Source organism: Allobosea sp. ASV33 (assembly GCF_016428755.1).
Taxonomy (GTDB): domain Bacteria; phylum Pseudomonadota; class Alphaproteobacteria; order Rhizobiales; family Beijerinckiaceae; genus Allobosea.
Genome location: NZ_JAELTI010000023.1, coordinates 38,398 through 60,632, shown reverse-complemented (window position 1 = coordinate 60,632; position 22,235 = coordinate 38,398). Strand labels below are relative to the sequence as shown.

Annotated in this window: 21 protein-coding genes; 19 read left to right on the top strand and 2 right to left on the bottom strand. The window is 67.4% G+C overall.

Going from position 1 to position 22,235, the window contains the following annotated elements:
• Window positions 1-1,477: methyl-accepting chemotaxis protein (locus JHD80_RS09825; protein ID WP_199086540.1), on the bottom strand; the 1,477-nt coding region annotated here is incomplete at its 3' end.
• Between the two features lie 365 nt (window positions 1,478-1,842).
• Between JHD80_RS09825 and hslV the strand changes: the two genes are divergently transcribed.
• The 17 genes from hslV to trmB all read left to right on the top strand — a co-directional run bounded on the left by hslV (window position 1,843) and on the right by trmB (window position 18,654).
• Window positions 1,843-2,412, top strand: coding sequence for an ATP-dependent protease subunit HslV (gene hslV, locus JHD80_RS09820; protein ID WP_282568376.1), 570 nt, complete (start codon window positions 1,843-1,845; stop codon window positions 2,410-2,412).
• A gap of 41 nt (window positions 2,413-2,453) precedes the next feature.
• Window positions 2,454-3,764 carry an ATP-dependent protease ATPase subunit HslU gene (gene hslU, locus JHD80_RS09815; protein WP_199086538.1) on the top strand — a complete coding sequence of 437 codons (1,311 nt, stop codon included), beginning with the start codon at window positions 2,454-2,456 and terminating at the stop codon, window positions 3,762-3,764.
• The gene (gene murJ / locus JHD80_RS09810) at window positions 3,764-5,332 is read left to right on the top strand and encodes a murein biosynthesis integral membrane protein MurJ (RefSeq protein ID WP_199086536.1); all 1,569 of its coding nucleotides are present in this window, start codon (window positions 3,764-3,766) and stop codon (window positions 5,330-5,332) included. Before hslU ends, murJ begins: the two co-directional genes overlap by 1 nt.
• A 46-nt stretch (window positions 5,333-5,378) precedes the next feature.
• Window positions 5,379-6,440 carry a tryptophan--tRNA ligase gene (gene trpS / locus JHD80_RS09805; RefSeq protein WP_199086535.1) on the top strand — a complete coding sequence of 354 codons (1,062 nt, stop codon included), beginning with the start codon at window positions 5,379-5,381 and terminating at the stop codon, window positions 6,438-6,440.
• A 72-nt stretch (window positions 6,441-6,512) separates the two neighbouring features.
• Window positions 6,513-7,007 (top strand): universal stress protein, encoded by a 495-nt coding sequence (locus tag JHD80_RS09800; RefSeq protein WP_199086533.1) that lies wholly within the window; start codon window positions 6,513-6,515, stop codon window positions 7,005-7,007.
• Between the two features lie 103 nt (window positions 7,008-7,110).
• Window positions 7,111-7,671 (top strand): NifU family protein, encoded by a 561-nt coding sequence (locus JHD80_RS09795; protein ID WP_199086531.1) that lies wholly within the window; start codon window positions 7,111-7,113, stop codon window positions 7,669-7,671.
• A 57-nt stretch (window positions 7,672-7,728) separates the two neighbouring features.
• Entirely contained in the window at window positions 7,729-8,415 is a 687-nt protein-coding gene (tsaB, locus tag JHD80_RS09790; protein ID WP_199086529.1) for a tRNA (adenosine(37)-N6)-threonylcarbamoyltransferase complex dimerization subunit type 1 TsaB, read from the top strand.
• A gap of 71 nt (window positions 8,416-8,486) precedes the next feature.
• Entirely contained in the window at window positions 8,487-8,966 is a 480-nt protein-coding gene (locus tag JHD80_RS09785; RefSeq protein WP_248311466.1) for a GNAT family N-acetyltransferase, read from the top strand.
• Window positions 8,967-9,047: 81 nt separating this feature from the next.
• Window positions 9,048-9,848 carry a lysophospholipid acyltransferase family protein gene (locus JHD80_RS09780; protein ID WP_199086525.1) on the top strand — a complete coding sequence of 267 codons (801 nt, stop codon included), beginning with the start codon at window positions 9,048-9,050 and terminating at the stop codon, window positions 9,846-9,848.
• Window positions 9,849-9,954: 106 nt separating this feature from the next.
• Window positions 9,955-11,325 carry a tRNA (N6-isopentenyl adenosine(37)-C2)-methylthiotransferase MiaB gene (gene miaB / locus JHD80_RS09775; RefSeq protein ID WP_199086524.1) on the top strand — a complete coding sequence of 457 codons (1,371 nt, stop codon included), beginning with the start codon at window positions 9,955-9,957 and terminating at the stop codon, window positions 11,323-11,325.
• A gap of 249 nt (window positions 11,326-11,574) precedes the next feature.
• A complete protein-coding gene (locus tag JHD80_RS09770; RefSeq protein WP_349237244.1) occupies window positions 11,575-12,681 on the top strand; it encodes a PhoH family protein in 1,107 nt (368 codons plus the stop codon).
• Window positions 12,678-13,250, top strand: coding sequence for an rRNA maturation RNase YbeY (gene ybeY, locus JHD80_RS09765; RefSeq protein ID WP_248311465.1), 573 nt, complete (start codon window positions 12,678-12,680; stop codon window positions 13,248-13,250). The genes JHD80_RS09770 and ybeY overlap by 4 nt, the downstream gene beginning before the upstream one ends.
• A 12-nt stretch (window positions 13,251-13,262) precedes the next feature.
• A complete protein-coding gene (locus JHD80_RS09760) occupies window positions 13,263-14,252 on the top strand; it encodes a hemolysin family protein (RefSeq protein WP_199086522.1) in 990 nt (329 codons plus the stop codon).
• Window positions 14,252-15,847, top strand: a complete 1,596-nt coding sequence (gene lnt / locus JHD80_RS09755) for an apolipoprotein N-acyltransferase (protein WP_199086520.1) — start codon at window positions 14,252-14,254, stop codon at window positions 15,845-15,847. The genes JHD80_RS09760 and lnt overlap by 1 nt, the downstream gene beginning before the upstream one ends.
• A gap of 116 nt (window positions 15,848-15,963) precedes the next feature.
• Window positions 15,964-16,377, top strand: a complete 414-nt coding sequence (locus tag JHD80_RS09750; RefSeq protein ID WP_199086518.1) for a helix-turn-helix domain-containing protein — start codon at window positions 15,964-15,966, stop codon at window positions 16,375-16,377.
• 155 nt (window positions 16,378-16,532) lie between these two features.
• The gene (metK, locus tag JHD80_RS09745) at window positions 16,533-17,738 is read left to right on the top strand and encodes a methionine adenosyltransferase (RefSeq protein ID WP_465246512.1); all 1,206 of its coding nucleotides are present in this window, start codon (window positions 16,533-16,535) and stop codon (window positions 17,736-17,738) included.
• A gap of 220 nt (window positions 17,739-17,958) precedes the next feature.
• A complete protein-coding gene (gene trmB / locus JHD80_RS09740) occupies window positions 17,959-18,654 on the top strand; it encodes a tRNA (guanine(46)-N(7))-methyltransferase TrmB (RefSeq protein WP_248311463.1) in 696 nt (231 codons plus the stop codon).
• Here trmB and JHD80_RS09735 read toward each other — a convergent pair.
• Window positions 18,629-19,717, bottom strand: a complete 1,089-nt coding sequence (locus JHD80_RS09735) for a DUF2336 domain-containing protein (protein WP_199086515.1) — start codon at window positions 19,715-19,717, stop codon at window positions 18,629-18,631. The two genes, trmB and JHD80_RS09735, sit on opposite strands and share 26 nt — an antisense overlap.
• 141 nt (window positions 19,718-19,858) lie before the next feature.
• Here JHD80_RS09735 and rimP point away from each other — a divergent pair, with 141 nt between their 5' ends.
• Together rimP and nusA are read left to right on the top strand one after the other, a co-directional pair.
• Window positions 19,859-20,635 (top strand): ribosome maturation factor RimP, encoded by a 777-nt coding sequence (gene rimP, locus JHD80_RS09730; RefSeq protein WP_465246511.1) that lies wholly within the window; start codon window positions 19,859-19,861, stop codon window positions 20,633-20,635.
• Between the two features lie 5 nt (window positions 20,636-20,640).
• Entirely contained in the window at window positions 20,641-22,233 is a 1,593-nt protein-coding gene (nusA, locus tag JHD80_RS09725; RefSeq protein WP_199086513.1) for a transcription termination factor NusA, read from the top strand.
• The last annotated feature ends 2 nt before the right edge of the window (window positions 22,234-22,235 follow it).

Here is a 22,235-nt window from a genome sequence, read left to right as displayed (position 1 = left end):
CGACCGCGGCGTTGAGCGCCAGGAGGTTGGTCTGGAAGGCGATGTCGTCGATCACCCGGATGATGTCGGAGATCTTCTGCGAGGCGGTCTCGATCCTCGCCATGGCGTCGACCGCCTGGCCGGCGATCGCGCCGCCGTTCTCGGCTGCCTGCATCGCCTCGTCGGCGATCCGGGCGGCATCTTTCGAGGCCTGGGCCGAGGCCTTCACGGAAGCCGCGAGCTCCTCGGTCGTGGCGGCGGTCTCCTCCAGCGAGGAGGCCTGTTCCTCGGTGCGCTTCGACAGATCGTCGGCACCCATGTTGATCTCGCGGGCGGCCAGCCCGACATCGGCCGAGGTGGTCTGGATCGTCGCGACCGTGTCGGAGAGGCGATCGACCGTCTCGTTGATCGCGCCCTTGAGATCGGCGAAGCGTCCGCGATAGGCCGTCTCGACCCGGCTCGTCAGGTCCCCGCCCGCGATCCCCTGCAGAATCTCCGCGAACTCCGTCGTCGCACCGTCGACAACCGCGTTGATCTCGTTGATGCCGGCCACCAGCCGCTGCATCTGCTCGTCGGCATCGTCGATCTGCAGCCGCGCCGAAAAATCGCCGGCCGCGGCCGCCGCGACGACCTCTCCGACATCCGAGACCACCGCTTCCATCGACTGCGCCCGGGCCAGGCGGGCCGCAGCGGCAGCCCGCTCCTGCTCCTGCAGCACGGCGACCTGCTCGGTGCTTTCGCGCAGCACGGAGACGGCGCGGGCCATGGCGCCGATCTCGTCCGGCCGGCCGGAATGGGGCACGGTGATCTTGGTGTCGCCGGCCGTCAGCTTCTCCATGACCTGGCTGAGGTCGAGGATCGGCCGGGTGATCGAGCGCTGCGCGAAGACGAGCGCGACGCCGACCGAAACCACCAGCGTCGCGAGCAGAACGAGCGGCATCAGCCACTGGATCTGCTGGGTGAAGGCTGTGGCTTCATCGCCGACCGCAATACCGGCCTGCTCGATGCGCTGGCTGAAGCCGATCAACAAGTCGTTGAGGGCCTTGCGATTGGCGCGGTTGGCCTCGTTATTGCCCTGTTCGTTCGCGGCGGCGGCGGAAACCTCGCGGCCGAGCCGCGCGGTTTCGGTGCGGAACGCGATGAATTCCTCGACCGCCTTGGCGATTTTCCCGACCGTCTCGCGATCTTCCGCCGGAGCGACTTTCTGAAGCTCCGCGGTGAACTTGCGCAATGTCGGGAAACGGTCCTCGATGCCCTTGGCGTATGCCTGCATTTCCTGCGGCGTCTTCGCCATATAGACCCCACGCGATTCCATCACCACGGCCGTGACCACGCCGTTGATGCGCTGGGTGAGCAACGCGACATTGCCCTGCATCTGGGAGCGCGAATTCAAGTCGTCGGCCTTCTGAAGGCCGTAGATGCTGATGATCGCCGACAGGATGGCGCCGCCGGCGACGATGGCCAGCATGGCGAGGATTTTCAGGCGGATAGATTTCATGAATGACGCCCCGAGGCGGCTTCCCGACAATGGAAGCCGTTACAAATTACGACCTTTGGGCATTAATGATAAAAAACTGCTTAAAAGCTTAAGGCGGCACAAAGGCGCCCCTTTGCTGGAAAGGTCCTACGGAAGAAGCAAGGATTAGCGCGCTATAAGGTGAGAGACATCGTTGACGTGATTGAGAACGGGTCGTCAAAGCTCGGATTCAACTTCGAGTGATGATGATGCCTCAAGCGTGGGTTGCGTGCTTCACTATCGCGCGTTCGGAGGTGGCATGCCGGCTCCCCCCTTGATAGAGCGGCCTCGCCTGAACATGTTTGGCGTCATCCGCCGCCCTGTCTCGATCCCCGGTTCATCATCTCATGTCTGAAAACAGCAATGCCCCGGTCATGCACGCCACCACCATCCTGATGGTGCGCAAGGGCGGGCGCGTCGTCATCGGCGGCGACGGGCAGGTCTCGCTCGGCCAGACCATCATGAAGGGCAATGCCCGCAAGGTCCGCCGCCTCGCCAAGGGCGAGGTGATCGCGGGCTTCGCAGGCGCCACCGCCGATGCCTTCACCCTGTTCGAGCGTCTGGAGAAGAAGCTCGAGCAATACCCGACCCAGTTGCTGCGTGCCTGCGTCGAACTGGCCAAGGACTGGCGCACCGACCGTTATCTGCGCCGGCTCGAGGCGATGCTCCTCGTCGCTGACAAGGAGGTCTCCCTCTTGATCTCGGGAACCGGCGACGTGCTGGAGCCGGAAACGACCGAGCACGGCGCCGTGATGGCGATCGGTTCGGGCGGCAATTACGCGCTTTCGGCGGCGCGCGCCCTGATCGATGTCGAGCCCGATGCCGAGGCGATCGTGCGCAAGGCGATGAAGATCGCCGGCGATATCTGCGTCTACACCAACCATTCGCTCGTCATCGAGACGCTCGAAGCGGCCTGAAATTTGCCGCTCGCGCCATTTCATCCGGATACTGCACGATCATGACCAGCTTTTCCCCCCGCGAGATCGTCTCCGAGCTCGACCGCTTCATCGTTGGCCAGAAGGACGCCAAGCGCGCCGTCGCCATTGCGCTGCGCAACCGCTGGCGCCGCCAGCAGCTCGAAGGGCCGCTGCGCGAGGAGGTCTCACCGAAGAACATCCTGATGATCGGGCCGACCGGCTGCGGCAAGACCGAGATCGCCCGGCGCCTGGCGAAGCTCGCCAACGCGCCCTTCCTGAAGGTCGAGGCGACCAAGTTCACCGAGGTCGGCTATGTCGGCCGCGACGTCGAATCGATCGTGCGCGATCTCCTGGAGGTTGCGATCGCATTGGTGCGCGAGAGCCGGCGCAAGGATGTCCAGGCCAAGGCTCATGTCGCGGCCGAGGAACGGGTGCTCGACGCCCTCGTCGGCGCCAATGCGAGCCAGGCGACGCGCGATTCCTTCCGCCGCAAGCTGCGCGCCAACGAGCTCGACGACAAGGAGATCGAGGTCGAGATGGCGGCGGGTAGCGGCGCATCCGCCCCGATGTTCGAGGTGCCCGGCATGCCCGGCGCCTCGATCGGCGCGATCAACCTCTCCGATATGCTCGGCAAGGCCTTCGGCCAGAAGGGCAAACCCAAGCGCGTCCTGGTCAAGGACGCCTACCAGCCGTTGCTGGCGGAGGAAAGCGACAAGCTGATCGACCAGGATGCGATCATCCAGGCCGCGATCCGCGAGGTCGAGGAGAACGGCATCGTCTTCCTCGACGAGATCGACAAGATCTGCGCCCGAGAGGGCAAGGGCGGCGCCGACGTCTCGCGCGAAGGCGTGCAACGCGATCTGCTGCCGCTGATCGAGGGCACCACCGTCGCGACCAAGCACGGCGCCGTGAAGAGCGACCACATCCTCTTCATCGCGTCCGGCGCCTTCCACGTCTCGCGCCCCTCCGACCTGCTACCGGAACTGCAGGGCCGCCTGCCGATCCGTGTCGAGCTCAACCCGCTCGACATCGAGGATTTCAAGCGCATCCTGACCGAGACCGAAGCCAGCCTGATCAAGCAGTCGGTGGCGCTGATGGCGACGGAGGAGGTCAGCGTGACCTTCACGCCGGACGCGATCGATGCCATCGCCCGCATCGCCGTCGAGGTGAATTCGACGGTCGAGAATATCGGCGCCCGCCGGCTCCAGACCGTGATCGAGCGCATTCTCGACGAGATTTCGTTCACGGCGCCGGACCGCTCGGGCGAGGCCGTGACGATCGACGCCCCCTATGTCGAGGCCCGCATCGGCGACCTCGCCAAGAACGCCGACCTGAGCCGGTTCATTCTCTGATGGAGCCGGCGGCATCGGCGCCGGAATCCTCCCGTCTCGCGCGCGATTCCGCCGTTGTCGGCGCAGCCACGATCGCCTCGCGCCTGCTCGGCTTCGCGCGCGACGTGCTGATCGCGCGGCTGCTCGGCGGGGGGCCGGTGGCGGATGCCTTCCTGGCGGCCTTGCGGCTGCCCAATCTTGTCCGGCGTGTCCTGGGCGAGGGTGGGCTGAATGCTCCCTTCGTGCCGCTCTATCTCGCGATTAAGGGCGAGCGCGGCGAGGCGGCGGCCCGCGGCTTTGCCGGCGAGGCCGCCGGACAGATCGGCATGCTTTTATTGGTGCTGGTCGGCTTAGGCGAGTTGCTCGCACCCTGGCTTGTCCTCGGCCTCGCCAGCGGCTTCGCCGAGGCGCCCGAAACCCTCGCATTGGCTGCCTCCTACACGCGGCTGATGCTGCCCTTCCTGTTCCTGACGACGCTGGCCGCCATGCTGGCGGCTTTGCTCAATGCCGAGAAGCGCTTCACGGTCGCCGCTCTGGCCCCGGCGCTGATGAACGCGATCCTGCTGGCCGTGCTCCTGCTGCTGCATGCGAAGGGTGTGCAGCCCGAGACCGGCGCCCGCTGGCTCGCGCTCAGCACCAGCCTGACGGGCCTCGCCCATCTCGTGATGATCCTGTTCGCTTTGCGCGGCCCGGGCCTGCCGCGCCCGAGCCTGCGCTGGTCCCCGGACATGACGCGGCTCGTCCGCACGGGCGGCGCGACCTTGCTCGCAGCCTCCGCCGCGCAACTCGTCCTGCTGGTGGCGACGCAGATTGCCTCGACGGGACCGGGCGCCGTCGCCGCGCTGTATTATGCCGATCGCGTCTTCCAGTTGCCGCTCGGCTTCGTCGGCGTCGCGATGGGCACCGTGGTGCTCTCGGACATGGCGCTGGCGGCGAACCGGGAAGGCCCTGACGCCCTGCTCGGGCAGGCCCTGGCGCTAGGTCTCGCGCTCGCCCTGCCGGCTGCAACGGCGCTGGTGGCGCTCGCGGAGCCGATCGTCTCGGCGCTGTTCGAATATGGCCGCTTCGATGCCGCCGATCGCGCCCGCACCGCCGCGGCGCTGGTCGCCTTCGGCTATGGCCTGCCCTTCGCCATCGCCGCAAAGGTCTTCGGCCAGGTCTATTTCGCGCGCCGCGCACCGCGCCTGCCGTTGCTGTCCGGCGGCCTTGCGGTGCTGGTCGCCGCCCTCGTCGGCTTCTGTCTGGCGAACGAGGGCAACGCGGCGCATATGGCGGCGCTCGCAGCGACCTTTGCTTTCGTGGCGCAGGCCTGCCTGCTGGGTGGAATGCTGCTGCGTGACGGCATCTGGCGCCCGAGCATCGGTAGCTTGCGGCCGGTCGCCGCCGGGCTCGCGGCCAGCGCGATCATGCTCGCCGTTCTGGAGCTGTCGCTGCGGTTCTTGGCCGGGCCTTTGGCCTTCGATCAGCCGGCCTTGCATCGGGTCGGAGCGCTCGGCCTGCTCTGCCTTGCGGGGCTCGTAAGTTATGGCGCGGCGGGCTGGGCGCTCGGTGCCTTTGGCGCTCTCCCCTTGCGCAAGCGGCGGGCTTGAGCCAGAAGCGCCGCTTCCCTTCTCCATCGTGACGACGGAGTGCCCCATGTCGGGTTTTCATCAGCGCGTATTCTCAGGCATGCAGCCGACCTCGACGCTGCATCTCGGCAATTATCTGGGCGCGCTGACCAACTGGGTCGCGATGCAGGATACGCATGAATGCATCTACTGCGTCGTCGACATGCACGCGATCACCCAGGGGCTGGACGTCTGGGGCGGGCCGAAGGTCCTGACGGGCGCGATTCGCGAGGTTGCCGCCGCCTATATCGCCGCCGGCGTCGATCCGAAGAAGAGCATCATCTTCAACCAGAGCCAGGTTGCCGGCCACGCCGAACTGGCCTGGGTCTTCAACACGGTCGCCCGGCTCGGCTGGCTGAACCGGATGACGCAGTTCAAGGAGAAGGCCGGCAAGGATCGCGAGAACGCCTCCGTCGGTCTCTACGATTATCCGGTGCTCATGGCCGCCGACATCCTGCTCTACAAGGCGACCCATGTCCCGGTCGGCGAGGACCAGAAGCAGCATCTCGAGCTCACCCGCGACATCGCCCAGAAATTCAACAACGACTTCGCCGAGCGGATCGCGGAGCTGGGCCTCGGGACGGGCGATCAGGGCTACTTCCCCCTGTCCGAGCCGATCATCATGGGCCCGGCCCAGCGCGTGATGAGCCTGCGCGACGGCACCAAGAAGATGTCGAAATCGGACGCGTCCGACTATTCGCGCATCAACCTGACCGATGATGCCGAGGCGATCGCCCAGAAGATCCGCAAGGCCAAGACCGATCCGGAGGCGCTGCCCTCCGAGGAGAAGGGGCTGGAAGGCCGGCCAGAGGCGGAGAATCTCGTCGGCATCTATGCCGGCCTCTCCGGTACCTCGAAGCAGGCGGTTCTCACGCAGTTCGGCGGCGGCCAGTTCTCCGGCTTCAAGGCGGCGCTGGTCGATCTCGCGGTCGAGAAGCTCGCGCCCATCGCCGGCGAGATGCGCCGCCTGCTGGCCGATCCCAGCCATATCGATGCGATTCTCGGCGAAGGCGCAGCCCGCGCCGATGCGATCGCCGCACCGATCATGCGCGAGGTCAAGGACATCGTCGGCTTCGTGCGCAGCCGGTAACGTTGGGTGGACTTGCGCCGGGATGCCGGCGCAGGCCACCATGCCCGTCCCTGAAGCGCGGCAGGACAATTCATGGTCAAGAGACGGCGCTCCTACGAGACAGGCCATCGCCCGAAATTCCTCGCCGTGGTCGACGGCAGCGAGGAATGCGCCAAGGCGATTCGCTTCGCCGCGCGCCGCTGCGCCCGCGTCGGCGCCTCCATCGTCCTGCTCGGCGTCGCCACCCCGCCCGAGCACGAAACCTGGCTCGGCGTCGGCGAAGTGATGCAGGCGGAGGCCGAGGCCGAGGCCGAGAAGCGCCTCGATGCGGCGGCTGCAGCGGTGCGGACCTTGGCCGGGCTTGAACCGGAGAAGGTCGTCCGCGTCGGCAACAAGGCGGACGAACTCGTCAAGCTGATCGAGGAGGACGAGGACATCTCGCTGCTCGTGCTCGCGGCCGGTACGAGCAGCAAGGGCCCCGGCCCGCTCGTCAGCGCGCTCGCGGGCAAGTCCTCGGCGAGCTTCCCGATCCCCGTCGCCATCGTGCCGGGCCATCTGGAGGACGAGGAGATCGACGCCCTCGCCTGAAGGCGGCGGTCTGCGATCCCATGCCGCTGGAATGATTCCAGCCGGCGGCCTATATCGGAGCCAGGAACGGCGACCTTGAATCGCCGGTACCGGAGGCAAGTCCATGTTCATCCAGACCGAAGCCACGCCGAATCCGGCGACCCTGAAGTTTCTTCCCGGCCGCGCCGTCATGCCCGACGGCACGCTCGACCTGCGCGATGTCGGCGATGCCGAGCGCTCGCCGCTGGCGCAGCGCCTGTTCGGCGTCTCCGGCGTTTCCGGCGTCTTCCTCGGCTCCGATTTCATCACCGTCACCAAGTCGGACGGCGAATGGCCGCATCTGAAGCCCGCGATCCTCGGCGCGATCATGGAGCATTTCATGTCGGGCGCCCCGGTCCTGGCGGCCGGCTCGGCCGCCGACGTGATCGAGGAGGGCGAGTTCTTCGATCCCGCGGATGCTGAGACCGTCGAGACGATCAAGGACCTGCTCGAGACCCGCATCCGCCCGGCGGTGGCCGGAGACGGCGGCGACATCACCTTCCGCGGCTATCGCGACGGCACGGTCTATCTGGCGATGAAGGGCTCCTGCTCGGGTTGCCCCTCCTCGACCGCGACGCTGAAGCACGGCATCCAGAACCTGCTGCGCCACTTCCTGCCGGATGTGCGCGAAGTCGAAGCCGTCTGAGAGAGTTGCGGGAATTTTTGTGACGATGAGCCGGGCCTTTCGCGGAATGACATCCTGATGCGCATTCTCGCGATCGATACCGCGCTCGGCGCCTGCTCGGCCTGTGTGCTGGATACGGCCGACATGGTGAAGCCCCTGGCGATCGAGCAGGTCGCGATGGATCGCGGCCATGCCGAGGCGCTGATGCCGCTTGTCGAGCGCGTCATGAAGGATATCGAGGGCGGCTTCGGCTCGCTCTCGCGCGTCGCCGTCACCGTCGGCCCCGGCAGCTATACCGGCCTGCGCGTCGGCGTCAGCGCGGCGCGTGCCATCGCCTTCGCGGCCGGTATCCCGGCCGTCGGCGTCACCACGGTCGCGGCCTGCGCCGCGCCCCTGATCGGGCGCGAATCGGGCCGTGTCATCGCCGCCGCGCTCGATGCCAAGCACGGCCAGGTCTGGTTCCAGGCCCTGACGGGCGAGGGCAAGCCGCTGGTCTCGCTCCGGCAGGTCAGCTATCGCGATGCGGCCCGCGCCATCGGCGCAGGTCCCGTCAGTCTCGTCGGGTCCTCGGCGCTCGCCGTTGCCAACGAGGCTTGGGCGATCGGCCTCGATGCGCTGGTGATCGACGATGCCAAGGCGCCCGATATCGCCTGGGTCGCCCGGCTCGGCTTCATCGCCGATCCGGAAACCGCGCCGCCCCGGCCGCTCTACCTGAAGGCGCCCGAGACGACGCCGCAGGACAAAGCCCGCCTGCCGCGCCGGTGAGCCTATCCCCCAAATGGTGGTTGCCGCTGCGTCAATCTGTGCGAACAGGCGGCATGGATTGGTTGCGCCGATTGCTTCACCCTGATTCGCCGCCGCCGCGGACGATGCGGCTCGATGCCGGCCACGCCTTGCAGGTCGCGACGCTGCACCATCAGGGCGGCTTCGCCCGCGGCTGGGAGCCGGCCGAATGCGCGGCGCTGATCGCCGATTCGGCGGTCGTGGGCGATGGCGTCTTCAGCGGCGGCCACAGCCGTCCCGAGGGTTTTGTCATCTCCCGCAAGGCTGCCGACGAGGCGGAGATCCTGAGCATCGTCGTCGCGCCTGCCCGCCGCCGCGACGGTTTCGGCCGCGCGCTGCTGGCAGCGCATCTCGCGCGGCTGGCCGAGGAGGGGGCGAACCACGTTTTCCTCGAAGTCGAGGAGGGCAATCTCCCGGCCGAGCGGCTCTACCGTCATTTCGGCTTCCGCGAGGTCGGCCGGCGCAAGGGCTACTATCCCAAGCCGGACGGTAGCCGCGCCACGGCGATCGCGATGCGGCTCGATCTCGCGTGACAAGCCGGCGCAATCGCGCCATTGACGGCAGCAGATTCCCAACGAGACCGCCCTTTCGCCGATGACCGAACCCGCCTCAGCATGAACGGACTCCGCTTCGGTGCGCTTGCCCGTCTGGTGATGCTGTGCACCGGCACGCTCGGGCTGGTCCTCGCCCAGCTCGTCGTCATGCGGGTCATGCCGTCGCGCCGGGGTGCCCTGCCGCTGCGCTTCCATCGCCTGACCTGCTGGTGTCTCGGCGTCCGGCGGCAGGTGCGGGGCACGCCGCCGCCGGCCGGGACCGGGGCGCTGATCGTCGCCAACCATGTCTCCTGGCTCGATATCGGCGTCATCGGTGCTGAGCGCGAGGTGGCTTTCGTCGCCAAGAGCGAGGTGGGGGAATGGCCGGTCGTCGGCTTCCTCGCCAATCTCCAGCGCACGCTCTACATCGACCGGCAGCGCCGCAGCGCGACCGCAGGCATGGCCGCCACGATGGGCGCGCGCATCGCCAATGGCGAGGAGGTCGTGCTCTTCGCCGAGGGCACGACCGGCGACGGCACGCGGATCCTGCCCTTCCGCTCCTCCCTGCTCGGCGCGGCGCATCAGGCGATGGGCGACGCCTCGGCGGATGTGACGGTCTATCCGCTGACCCTCACCTATACCGGCTGGCAGGGCCTGCCGGGCGGGCGCATCGGCCGCGCGGCCCTTGCCTGGTATGGCGACACCGAGCTCTGGCCGCATCTCAGGCATGTGCTGGAATGCGGCGCGATCGATGCCGAGCTGGTCTGGGGTGAGCCGATCGTGATGGGGCGTGCGACCTCGCGCAAGGAAGCGACGCGGCTTGCCGAAGCCGCGGTCCGCAAGGCGCGCCAGCAGGCCGTCACCGGCCGGCTCGACGCCTGACGCCGGTTGGTCCGCGGCTTGCTTGCCGTCGAACTGCGCCGCGCGGCCGTTCCCAAGGCGCCCGATCCGCAGTAAAGGATGCGTTTTGGAGACCCGATCCGCACCGATGAAGAAAGTCCATATCAAGTCCTTCGGCTGCCAGATGAACGTCTATGACGGGCAGCGCATGGCCGACATCCTGAGCCATCAGGGCTATGAGGAGACGGCTACGCCGGAGGGCGCGGACCTCATTCTGCTGAACACCTGCCATATCCGCGATCGCGCGGTGCAGAAGGTCTATACCGAGCTCGGCAAGCTCCGCGACATCAAAAAGGCGCAAGGCGCCGAAGGCCAGGAGACGAAGATCGTCGTCGCCGGCTGCGTCGCCCAGGCCGAGGGCGGCGAGATCCAGCGCCGCCAGCCCGCCGTCGATCTCGTGGTCGGGCCGCAGGCCTATCACCGACTGCCCGAGTTGCTGGCCGAGGCCGGCAAGCGCCGCGTCGTCGACACCGACCTGCCGGTCGAGGACAAGTTCGGCTTCCTGCCGGCACCGAAGCGTCAGGCGATTCTGGCCCGCGGCGTCTCCGCCTTCGTCACCGTGCAGGAAGGTTGCGACAAGTTCTGCGCCTTCTGCGTCGTGCCCTATACGCGTGGCGCCGAGTTCTCGCGCCCGGTCGCGCAGATCATGGCCGAGGTCGAGCGCCTGGCCGAGGCCGGCGTGCGCGACGTCACCCTGATCGGCCAGAACGTCAACGCCTATCATGGCGAGGGGCCGGACGGCGCCGTCTGGAGCCTGGCGCGCCTGATGCATCGCGTCGCCGCGGTGCCGGGGATCGCCCGCATCCGCTACACCACCAGCCACCCTCGCGATATGGACGACGATCTCATCGCCGCCCATCGCGATCTGCCGCAGGTCATGCCCTTTCTGCATCTGCCGGTGCAGGCGGGTTCGGACCGCATCCTCGCGGCGATGAACCGCAAGCATACCGGCGACGAGTACCGCCGCCTGATCGATCGCATCCGGAGTGCCCGGCCCGATATCGCGCTCTCCTCGGATTTCATCGTCGGCTTCCCCGGCGAGACCGATGCCGATTTCGAGGACACGATCCGCCTCGTCGATGAGATCGGCTTCGCCTCCAGCTATTCCTTCAACTATTCGCCGCGCCCGGGCACGCCGGCAGCCGATCTCGACGCGCAGATTCCGCGCGAGCTGATGAACGAGCGGCTCTATCGTTTGCAGGAGCGCATCGAGCATCACCGGCAGTCCTTCAACCGGGCCATGGTCGGACGGACGGTGGATGTCCTCCTGGAAAGAGCGGGACGCTATCCCGGACAGCTTGCCGGCAAGTCGCCCTATCTGCAGGCTGTGCAGATCGAGAGCGAGGCGAATCAGATCGGCGACATCGTGCGGGTGGTGATCGAGAAGACGAGCACGAATTCCCTGTTCGGCCGGCTGGCGGAGCCGGGCGAGACCGATGGAAAGGGCCTGGCCGCTTGAGCGCGACCGGCTTCATTCCCATTTGCCAGGGACGGGCGCCGGCCTGTCATCAGGCTGAAATCGTTGCGTCCGGTTATGCTGCGAGACGACCCGGCCGGGTGCTCCTGCCCGGCTGGAACAGGCGCCGGGAACGGACCATCCGCCACCCCGGCCTGAAACGAGGCGACGCATTTGGCACAGGCTGATTCGACGCAAAGACCCGACCGGAACCCGCGGCGCGATCTGGCGCCCACCCGCCCCGAGGGCGGTGTGCGCGAAAGCGCGGGCCGCGAAGGGCTTTCGGCGACGGAGGTCGTGCTCTCCTTCGACGACAACCGGCTCGCCAGCTTGGTTTTCGGCCAGTACGACCAGAATCTCGCCCATCTCGAGCGCCGGCTCGGCGTCGTGGTCAGCCCCAACGGCAACCACGTAACCGTCAAGGGCGCCCGCGAGACCGCCGAGCAGGCGGGGCGCGTGCTGAAGACGCTCTATGCCCGCGCCAAGGCCGGCGCACCGGTCACGCTCGGCGAGGTCGACGGCGCGATCGAGGAAAGCAACGTCCAGCGCTCGCTCTTCCCGACCGCGGATGCCGGAAAAACCTCCTTCGACGCGGTCGTGACCCGCAAGCGCGGTCCGGTCCGGGCGCGCAACGCCGCGCAGGACGCCTATCTGCGCCAGCTCAAGCGCCACGAACTGGTGCTCGCCGAGGGTCCGGCCGGTACCGGCAAGACCTGGCTCGCGGTCGGGCACGCCGTCTCGCTGATCGAGCAGGGCGTGGTCGAGCGCATGATCCTGTCGCGCCCGGCGGTGGAGGCGGGCGAACGGCTCGGCTTCCTGCCCGGCGATATGCGCGAGAAGGTCGATCCCTATCTGCGCCCGATCTACGACGCGCTGAACGACTTCATGGAAGCGCGCCATGTCGAGCGCGGCCTGCAGACCGGCATGATCGAGATCGCGCCGCTCGCCTTCATGCGCGGCCGGACGCTGTCCAACGCCGTCGTGCTGCTCGACGAAGCCCAGAACGCCACGTCGATGCAGATGAAGATGTTCCTCACCCGTCTGGGCGAGGGCTCGCGCATGATCATCACCGGCGATCCCTCGCAGATCGACCTGCCGCCCGGCCAGCGTTCGGGCCTGGTCGAAGCCACCAGATTGCTCAAGGATGTCGAGGGCGTCGGCTATGCCCGCTTCGAGGAAGGCGACGTCGTTAGGCATGAACTGGTGCGACGCATCGTCATGGCCTATGAGAGCGCGGCGCGCCATGAGCGCGCGGAACGGGAAGAGCGCTTGCGCAATCCCGAAACGCCCCCGGATCTCAACCGGGAGGGCGACAGCGAAGGGCTGAAGCGGATGTTGGCGCGGGAGCGGCCGCGATGAACGATCGACCTCGCGGGCGGCGCCCGGCGCCGCCACCCGAGACGATGTCTCCCGAGATTCATCTCGACGTCAGGGCGCAATCGCGCCGCTGGCACGAGCTCGGCAAGCTGCCGAGCCTGCGCGCTCTGCTGAACGAGGCGCTGGACGCGGGGATCGCGGTATCCCCGCGCAAGCCCATGCCCGGCGCCGAGCTCAGCCTGCTGCTGACCGACGACAAGCGCATCCGCATCGTCAACCGCGACTGGCGCGGCTTCGACAAGGCGACGAACGTGCTCTCCTTCCCGGCCGCTCCGCCGGAGCGCATCGCGCAAAGCCCGCTGCTCGGCGACATCGTGATCGCCTATGAGACGGTGCTGCGCGAGGCCGAGGCCGAATCCAAGAGCGTGACGGACCATCTCCGCCATCTCGCGATCCATGGCCTGCTCCATCTCCTCGGCGAGGATCACGAGACCGAGGCCGAGGCGCGCCGCATGGAAGCGCTCGAAGTCGAAGCCCTCGCCCGCCTCGGCGTAGCCGACCCCTATGCCGGTGCCGATCTCGTCACGGCGCCCAGCCCTTCTTCCGCGTAAGTCCCCACGATCATGAGCGACGACAGTCGACAATCCCAGAACGAAACCGCCGGCCGCGGCCTCGGCCACTGGCTCGGCCAGTTTCTCGACCGCCTCGGCCTGCGTGGCGGCGGCACCGCCCGCGAGGAAATCGTCGAGGCCCTGGCCGAGCAGAATGGCGAGCTCGCCGATATTTCGGCCCAGGAACGGGCGATGCTCAGCAATGTGCTGAGCCTGCGCGAGCGCCGCGTCGGCGATGTCATGATTCCCCGCGCCGATATCGTCGCCGTTCCTGCCGAGGCGACGCTTGACGAGCTGCTCGCGCATTTCCGCACCGCCGGCCATTCGCGCCTGCCGGTCTTCGACGACACGCTCGATGATCCCCGCGGCATGGTCCATATCCGCGACTTCCTCGAATACATCGCCGAGAAGGCCCGGCCCGGAGAGAACGGGCCGCCGGAGGAGAATGGCAAACTCGCGGTTCCGCATACGCTTTCGGATGTCGATCTCACGACCCGCCTGTCCGAAACCAAGCTCTTGCGCCCCGTCCTCTACGTCCCGCCCTCGATGCCGGCGGTCGACCTGCTCGTGCGCATGCAGTCGACCCGCACCCATATCGCGTTGGTCATCGACGAATATGGCGGGACCGACGGTCTTGTCTCGATCGAGGACCTGATCGAGATCGTCGTCGGCGATATCGAGGACGAGCATGATCTCGAGGAGACGCCGATCGTCCCCGCCGGTGAGAATCGATTCACGGCCGATGCCCGCGCGACGCTGGCCGAGCTCAAGGCCGCGACCGGCGTCGATCTCTCCGGAAACGAGATCGCCGACGATATCGATACGCTCGGCGGATTGATCGTGACGCTCGCAGGGCGCGTTCCGGCTCTTGGAGAAACGGTGAGAGGCCCGGACGGGCTCAGCTTCGAGATCCTCGATTCGGACCAGCGCCGCGTGAAGCGCCTGACCATCCACTGCCATAGCGAACCCGCGACCGACGAACCGGCGATGGAGTCGGGTTGATGGGGCTCGCGGGGGTCGCGGAGGCCGTCATCCTGGGCTGGGGGTGGCGGAAGCGCCTGATCGCGCTCGTCGCCGGCGCGAGCGGGGCGCTCGCCCTGCCGCCGCTCGATCTCTGGCCTGTTATCATCGTGCCGATGACCGTCGCGGTCTGGCTGATCGACGGCGCCGTCGGCACCAGCGCCTGGCGCCGCTTCCGCGCCGGTTTCGCGGTCGGCTGGTGGTGGGGCTTCGGCTTCTTCCTCGCCGGTCTGTGGTGGCTGGGCGCGGCTTTTCTCGTCGAAGCCGATAAGTTCGCCTGGGCGATGCCGCTGGGTGTCGTCGCGCTGCCGGCCTTCCTCGCCGTCTTTCAGGCCGGCGCTTTCGGCCTGGCGCGGCTGGCCTGGCCGCAGGGGGCCGGGCGCATCCTCATGCTCGCCGCGATGCTGGCGATCAGCGAATGGTTGCGCGGCCATGTCCTGACCGGCTTTCCCTGGAACATCTACGGCATGGTGCTAACGGGCGAGATCCATCTCGCTCAGGCCGCCTCTCTCGTCGGGCTCTACGGGCTGACGCTCTTTGCCGTCGCGATCGGCGCGGCGCCGGCCGTGCTCGGAACGGCGCAGACACCGGCGGGGCGCCGCCTGGCGCCGCTCCTGGCTCTGGTGACATTGGCGGGCTTCTTTGCCTTCGGATATTGGCGCGTGCCGGCCGCGCCCGCGCCGCTCGTCGCCGGAGTGAAGCTCAGGCTGATGCAGCCCAACCTGCCGCAGGGTGCGAAGTTCAACGGCCGCAACGGCGAGGCGATCCTCAACAACTACCTGGCGCTGAGCGACCGGGCGACCAGCCCGACCACGCCGGGCCTGCAAGGCATCACGCATCTGATCTGGCCGGAATCGGCCTTTCCCTTCCTGCTCGGCCGCACGCCCGGCGCCTTATCGCGCATCGGAGCGGCGCTCCCGCCCGACGTGACGCTGATCACCGGCGCGGCGCGGGCCGGCGAGATGCTGCCGGGCGAAAGCCGGCCGCCGATCTACAACGCGATCCAGGTGGTCAATGACGAGGGCGTCATCGTCGCCAGCTACGACAAGGTCCATCTCGTCCCCTTCGGCGAATATCTGCCGCCCTTCCTGGACACGCTGATCCGCGGCGTCGGCCTCTCCCAGTTCGTCTCGATCCCCGGCGGCTTTTCTGCCGGCGGCACCCGTGCGCCGCTCGCGATCAAGGGCCTGCCGACGGCCGCGCCGCTGATCTGTTACGAGGTGGTCTTCCCCGGCGATGTCGCGCCGCGCGGCCCGCGTGCGGGCTTCTTCCTGAACCTGACCAATGACGGCTGGTTCGGCCAGACCAGCGGCCCCCATCAGCATTTCGCGCAGGCGAGGTTGCGCAGCATCGAAGAGGGCTTGCCGCTGGTGCGCGTCGCCAATACCGGGATTTCCGCGGTGGTCGATGCCTATGGGCGGGTCGTGGCAAGCCTGCCGCTCGGCGTCGAAGGCGTGCTGGATTCGGGGCTGCCCCGCAGCGGTCCGCTCACGCTCTACGCCCGCTGGGGGGACAGCCTGTTTGCGGGGCTTCTGCTCGTTTTTCTGGCATTTTCCCGTTTTCAGGGCCGGAAATAATCCCAAGTGGAACTTTTTCGGTAGACCACCTGCCAAGCCTATAATACATGACGGCTTCCGCGCCGACCAGGATGGCGGCTCCTGGTCATGACACTGATGCCTAAGCAGGGTGAATCATGATCAAGAAGGTCCCCAATCCGATCGACAAGCATGTCGGCAGCCGCGTCCGCATGCGGCGTATGCTGGCGGGGGTCAGCCAGGAAAAGCTGGGCGAGGCGCTCGGGCTGACGTTCCAGCAGGTCCAGAAATACGAGAAGGGCTCCAACCGCATCAGCGCGAGCCGCCTGCAGCAGATCGCCAAGATGCTCGACGTGCCCGTGTCCTTCTTTTTCGACGGCGCCCCGACCGGCGACATGCCGGAGACCGGCTTCGCCGATTCCGCTGCGACGACCTATATTTCCGAGTTTCTTGCGACCAGCGAGGGCGTGCAGCTCACCAAGGCCTTCACGCGGATCAAGAGCGGCCGCGTCCGCCGCCGGATCATCGACCTCGTCGAGGCCTTGGCGGAGGAAGACGCCGGAACGGCGTGAAATTACGCTCGTTTCGTTCGATGTGACGAACGATCTTCCCGATAAGCGGATTTTAGCGCTTGACGACGAACGCGTCCGCTGCAATGACGGGCCGTTCATTGGCTGGCGCGGCTGTGCCGGCCTTTTCCATGTGCCGATTCAGGGAATCCCCGACCGTGTCACGCCAGAATTACCTGTTCACCAGCGAGTCCGTCTCGGAGGGGCATCCCGACAAGGTCTGCGATCGCATCTCCGACGAGATCGTCGATCTGTTCTTCAGGGAAGCGGTGAAGGCCGGCTATGAGCCCGCCAAGGTGCGCGTCGCCGCCGAGACGCTGGCGACCACCAACCGAGTCGTGATCGCCGGCGAGGTCCGCACCCATCTCGACGAGAAGCAGATCAAGTCGAAGGTGAAGTCGGCCGCCCGCAAGGCGATCCGCAACATCGGCTACGAGCAGGACGGCTTCCACTGGAAGAAGTGCAAGATCGACGTGCTGCTGCACCCGCAATCCGCCGATATCGCCCAGGGCGTGGACGAGTCCGGCAACAAGGATGTCGGCGCCGGCGACCAGGGCATCATGTTCGGCTATGCCAGCCGCGAGACGCCCGAGCTGCTGCCCGCCCCGATCTACTACGCCCACAAGATCCTGGAGACCCTGACGCTCGCCCGCAAGAAGGGCGAGGGCGACGCCGCCAAGCTCGGCCCCGACGCCAAGAGCCAGGTCACCGTCAAGTACGAGAACGGCAAGCCGGTCGGCGTCACCCAGATCGTGCTCTCGACCCAGCATCTCGACGAGAGCCTGACCTCGGCCGACGTCCGCAAGATCGTCGAGCCCTATATCCGCCAGGCGCTGCCGGATGGCTGGATCTCCAAGGACACGGTCTGGCACATCAACCCGACCGGCAAGTTCGTGATCGGCGGTCCTGATGGCGATGCCGGCCTTACCGGCCGCAAGATCATCGTCGACACCTATGGTGGTGCGGCTCCCCATGGCGGCGGCGCCTTCTCGGGCAAGGACCCGACCAAGGTCGACCGTTCGGCGGCTTACGCGGCGCGCTATCTCGCCAAGAACGTCGTCGCGGCCAAGCTCGCCGACCGCGCCACGATCCAGCTCTCCTACGCCATTGGAGTCGCCAAGCCGCTGTCGATCTATGTCGACCTGCACGGCACCGGCAAGGTCGACGAGGCTAAGCTCGAGGAGGTCCTCGGCAAGCTGGTCGACCTGTCGCCGAACGGCATCCGCAACCATCTCGGCCTCAACAAGCCGATCTACGCCAAGACCTCGGCCTATGGCCATTTCGGCCGCAAGGCCGGGCGTGACGGTTCCTTCTCCTGGGAGAAGACCGATCTCGTCGACGCGCTGAAGAAGGCCGTCGCCTGAGATAGCGCTTCCGCTTAAATTGACGAGGCCGGAGCCGATCGCTCCGGCCTTTTCATTTTGCTACAGGCATTCTATCCGCGCCGTCATCCCGGGCGGAGCGAAGCGTAGACCCGGGATCCATGCCTGAGCCTCGAGCGGATGCGCTCTGGCATGGATCCCGGATCGGCGCGGCTGAAGCCGCTTGTCCGGGATGACCTCGGTTTCTGCGAGACGACCTCGAATGACCCACCCCTCCGATCATGACGAACGCGCCTTCTACGGCCGCCGCAAGGGCAAGGCCTTGCGCGACGGCCAGAGCCATCTGATGGAGCACACGCTGCCGCGCCTGCGCCTGCCGGAGGGTGAGATCGCCGATCTCAAGGCGCTGTTCCCGCAGCCCGTCGAGGCGGTCCGGCTGGAGATCGGCTTCGGCGGCGGCGAGCATCTTCTGATGCGGATGCGCGAGAGCCCGCAGATCGGCTTCATCGGCGTCGAGCCCTTCATCAATGGCATGGCCAAGTTCCTGGCGGTGGCCGAGCGCGAAGGACTGACCAATATCCGGGTCTGGGACGACGATGCCGCGCTCCTGCTGCCACGCTTTCCGGCCGGCAGCCTCGATGCGATCGACCTGCTCTATCCCGATCCCTGGCCGAAGCGCCGCCAGCGCAAGCGCCGCTTCGTTTCGGAGCACACGCTGGGCCTGTTCGCCCGAGCGCTTCGCCCGGGCGGGCGCTTCCGCTTCGCCAGCGATATCGACGATTATGTCGGCTGGACCCTGTCGCGCCTGATGGCCTCGCCCGATTTCGACTGGACCGACGAGCGGCCGGGCGACTGGCGCACGCCCTATCCGGGCTGGATCCGCACTCGCTACGAGGCGAAGGCGGTCCGGGAGGGGCGCATCTCCAGCTATCTCACGGCTTTGCGTCGCGCATCCTGAGGAAGCCGAGCACGCGCTGGGCGGTGCCCTGGGCGAGGTTGCGGAAGCTTTCGCGGGCGCGCTCGACCGCGGGCTGCGACTTGCCGAAATCCTTGCGCAGTGAGATCAGCGCAGCCGTCGTCTCCCACGACCAGCCGAGCGCGCGGGCCACGAGCAGAACGGCCTCGCGGTCGCTGCCGAGGATGATCTGTTCGCTCGCCGGCAGGCCGAGCTGCGCCAGCACGGCGACACCGCAGATCGCATGCTCGGTCGCGCCTTCCTGAGCGTAGGCACGGACCTTGGCCTCGTCGAGCAGGCCGGCTTCGTTGAGCTCGCGAATATTGACGAGCGCCGCGCTGATCGCGCCGAGCTCGCCCGGCATCTGGCCGCCGGCCGTGATGGCGTCCGCCCCGCGCTCGACTGCGCTGTCGACATCGCCTGCCAGCGTCGGTTCGAGGCTCTCGCTCAAGCGTCGCCGCGCGGAGTTCTTCGCCGCGGTCATCAACTGGGCGACGAGCTCGGCCGGAATGTCGCGGCGCAGGCCCAGCGTCGCCTGGAGCGCGTCGTCCTGTGCTGCCCGCATCACCAGCACGCCCATGCCGTGGCGGGAGAAGCGCGCGGTCTGGTTGGCGGCGACCGCATGGGTGACGACGCGCCCGCCGCGCAGGATCAGGAAATCGGTGACGGGCTCGCCGAGCTCGGGCCGCTCGGTGATGGCGAGCATATGGTCGCGGCCCTTGGCGGCGGAGACCGCGACGAGATCCTGGTCGTTCAGGCGCGGCGACTGCACCAGCACGGCGCGCGCCACGGCGATTTCGTCGAGCGCGAGCTGGCGGACGACGCCGCTCGGCGCGTTCGGCACCGGCGCGATCCGCTCGGACAGTTCGACCCTGGCGCGCAGTTCGATGGCGCGCGACAGTCGGCCGATCACCACGTCGAAGACGCCGACCTGCTCTTCGTCCATATGCACGGCGGTGGCCAGGAACAGGTCCGTCAGCCGCGACAGGATGTCGGCGCGCTCGTCATTCGAGCCGCGCAGCATCGTGGATTCGAGATCTCGCAACAGCGAGCCGACCGCACTCATACCAAGTCCTCAACCGATATCCCGTTGCGTCATCTGACACGCGAAGGATGACCATCGGGTTAGCGCCGCCGCAACCGAGCTTGCATATCGGGGCGATGCGGACTAAATAGCGGCCAACAGCTCTGGTATCGGTTAACGCCGATGATCAAGAGCGGGCCCACCGGCCCGCTCTTTTTTATTGGCCGCGACCCGCCGGAGGCAGACGGAACGGTCCGGGCCATGAGTGAACCCACCCACGAGCCGATAACGGCAGCCGATCAGGAACCCCGCCTCGTCGTCGAGAGCGGCGTGGCGTTGCGTGTTGCCGCGATCATCGAGCCGGCGATCGTCGATCTCGGCTACCGGCTGGTGCGCGTGCGCATCAGCGCCCAGAACGGCTGCACCCTGCAGATCATGGCTGAGCGACCGGACGGCACGATGAATGTCGAGGGTTGCGAGGAGATCAGCCAGGCGGTGTCGCCGGCGCTCGACGTCGACGACCCCATTCAGGCGGCCTATCACCTCGAGGTGTCCTCGCCCGGCATCGACCGGCCGCTGGTGCGCGCCAGCGATTTCGAACGCTGGGCCGGCCACCTCGCGAAGGTCGATACCAGTGAGATCGTCGCAGGCCGCAAGCGCTTCCGCGGCATCCTGCGCGGTGTCGCCGGGCAGGATGCGCTGCTGTCGCGCGACGACGCCAAGAGCGAGGAAGAGCGCGACGTCGCGATTCCGATGCGCGCGATCGCCGAGGCCCGTCTCGTCCTGACCGATGCGCTCATCACCGAGGCGCTGCGCCGCGGCAAGTCCGGCCTGCCGCCGGAAATGCCTGCCGCCGAAGAGATCGCCAGCCCGAAAAAGGGCCGAGGAAAATCGCTGGGGCCGCGGCCGAAGAAGGCCGACACGCAGGCCCCGCACGAAAACGATAACGAAGAGGAGTGAGCGTCATGGTCGTCAGCGCCAACCGGCTCGAACTGCTGCAGATCGCCGACGCGGTCGCCCGCGAGAAGTCGATCGATCGCCAGATCGTCGTCGACGCCATGCAGGACGCCATCGCCAAGGCCGCCCGCTCGCGCTACGGCATCGAGACCGACGTCCATGCCGAGATCAACACCAAGACCGGCGAACTGCGCCTCGCCCGCCATCTCCAGGTCGTCGACACCGTCGAGAACCCGGCGATCGAGATCACGGTCGACGAGGCCAAGCGCCATAACCCGGCCGCGCAGGTCGGCGACGTCATCGCCGATCCGCTGCCGCCCTTCGATTTCGGCCGCATCGCCGCCCAGTCGGCCAAGCAGGTCATCGTCCAGAAGGTGCGCGAGGCCGAGCGCGACCGCCAGTACGACGAGTACAAGGATCGCATCGGCGAGATCGTCAACGGCGCGGTCAAGCGCGTCGAATACGGCAACGTCTTCGTCGATCTCGGCCGTGGCGAAGCCATCATCCGCCGCGACGAGATGATCCCGCGCGAGACCTTCAAGGTCGGCGACCGTGCCCGCGCCTATGTCTACGACGTGCGCCGCGAGCCGCGTGGCCCGCAGATCTTCCTGTCGCGCACCCATCCGCAGTTCATGGCCAAGCTCTTCGGCCAGGAAGTGCCGGAAATCTACGACGGGATCGTCGAGGTGAAGGCTGTCGCCCGCGATCCGGGCTCGCGCGCCAAGATCGCCGTGATCTCGCGCGATTCCTCGATCGACCCGGTCGGCGCCTGCGTCGGCATGCGCGGCTCGCGCGTGCAGGCCGTCGTCGGCGAGCTCCAGGGCGAGAAGATCGACATCATCCCGTGGTCGCCGGACGTCGCGACCTTCGTCGTCAACGCCTTGCAGCCGGCTGAGGTCGCCAAGGTCGTGCTCGACGAGGAGGCCGACAAGATCGAGGTCGTGGTCCCCGACGAGCAGCTCTCGCTCGCCATCGGCCGCCGTGGACAGAACGTGCGCCTTGCCTCGCAGCTCACCGGCTGGGACATCGACATCCTGACCGAGCAGGAGGAGTCGGAGCGCCGCCAGAAGGAATTCGTGCAGCGCACGGACCTGTTCATGAACGCGCTGAACGTCGACGAGACGGTCGGCCAGCTCCTGGCTTCGGAAGGCTTCCGCAATGTCGAGGAGCTCGCCTATGTCGACCTCTCCGAGCTCGCCTCGATCGAGGGCTTCGACGAGGACACCGCCGGCGAGATCCAGAGCCGCGCGCAGGAGCATCTCGCCGCCGTCGAGGCCGAGCTGGACGAGAAGCGCCGTGCGCTCGGCGTCGAGGACGCCTTGCGCGAGGTCGACGGCGTCACCACATCGATGATGGTCGCGCTCGGCGAGAACGATGTGAAGACCGTCGAGGATCTGGCGGGCTGCGCTACCGACGATCTCGTCGGCTGGACCGAGCGCAAGGACGGCGAGACCACTCGTCACTCCGGCTATCTCGACGGGTTCGACCTGTCGCGCCAGGATGCGGAAGCGATCATCATGGCTGCCCGTATCCATGCGGGCTGGATCGAGGCGCCGGCCGAGGAGCCTGAGGCGGAAGCCGACGAGGCGGCCGAGGCCTGAGC

Coding starts and splice junctions, on each gene's coding strand:
- JHD80_RS09795 (WP_199086531.1), top strand. CDS start 7,111: ATGTTCATCCAGACCGAAGCCACGCCGAATCCGGCGACCCTGAAGTTT.
- JHD80_RS09760 (WP_199086522.1), top strand. CDS start 13,263: ATGAGCGACGACAGTCGACAATCCCAGAACGAAACCGCCGGCCGCGGC.
- tsaB (WP_199086529.1), top strand. CDS start 7,729: ATGCGCATTCTCGCGATCGATACCGCGCTCGGCGCCTGCTCGGCCTGT.
- hslV (WP_282568376.1), top strand. CDS start 1,843: ATGTCTGAAAACAGCAATGCCCCGGTCATGCACGCCACCACCATCCTG.
- trpS (WP_199086535.1), top strand. CDS start 5,379: ATGTCGGGTTTTCATCAGCGCGTATTCTCAGGCATGCAGCCGACCTCG.
- JHD80_RS09800 (WP_199086533.1), top strand. CDS start 6,513: ATGGTCAAGAGACGGCGCTCCTACGAGACAGGCCATCGCCCGAAATTC.
- rimP (WP_465246511.1), top strand. CDS start 19,859: ATGATCAAGAGCGGGCCCACCGGCCCGCTCTTTTTTATTGGCCGCGAC.
- JHD80_RS09780 (WP_199086525.1), top strand. CDS start 9,048: ATGAACGGACTCCGCTTCGGTGCGCTTGCCCGTCTGGTGATGCTGTGC.
- JHD80_RS09750 (WP_199086518.1), top strand. CDS start 15,964: ATGATCAAGAAGGTCCCCAATCCGATCGACAAGCATGTCGGCAGCCGC.
- lnt (WP_199086520.1), top strand. CDS start 14,252: ATGGGGCTCGCGGGGGTCGCGGAGGCCGTCATCCTGGGCTGGGGGTGG.
- hslU (WP_199086538.1), top strand. CDS start 2,454: ATGACCAGCTTTTCCCCCCGCGAGATCGTCTCCGAGCTCGACCGCTTC.
- miaB (WP_199086524.1), top strand. CDS start 9,955: ATGAAGAAAGTCCATATCAAGTCCTTCGGCTGCCAGATGAACGTCTAT.
- trmB (WP_248311463.1), top strand. CDS start 17,959: ATGACCCACCCCTCCGATCATGACGAACGCGCCTTCTACGGCCGCCGC.
- JHD80_RS09735 (WP_199086515.1), bottom strand. CDS start 19,717: ATGAGTGCGGTCGGCTCGCTGTTGCGAGATCTCGAATCCACGATGCTG.
- ybeY (WP_248311465.1), top strand. CDS start 12,678: ATGAACGATCGACCTCGCGGGCGGCGCCCGGCGCCGCCACCCGAGACG.
- murJ (WP_199086536.1), top strand. CDS start 3,764: ATGGAGCCGGCGGCATCGGCGCCGGAATCCTCCCGTCTCGCGCGCGAT.
- nusA (WP_199086513.1), top strand. CDS start 20,641: ATGGTCGTCAGCGCCAACCGGCTCGAACTGCTGCAGATCGCCGACGCG.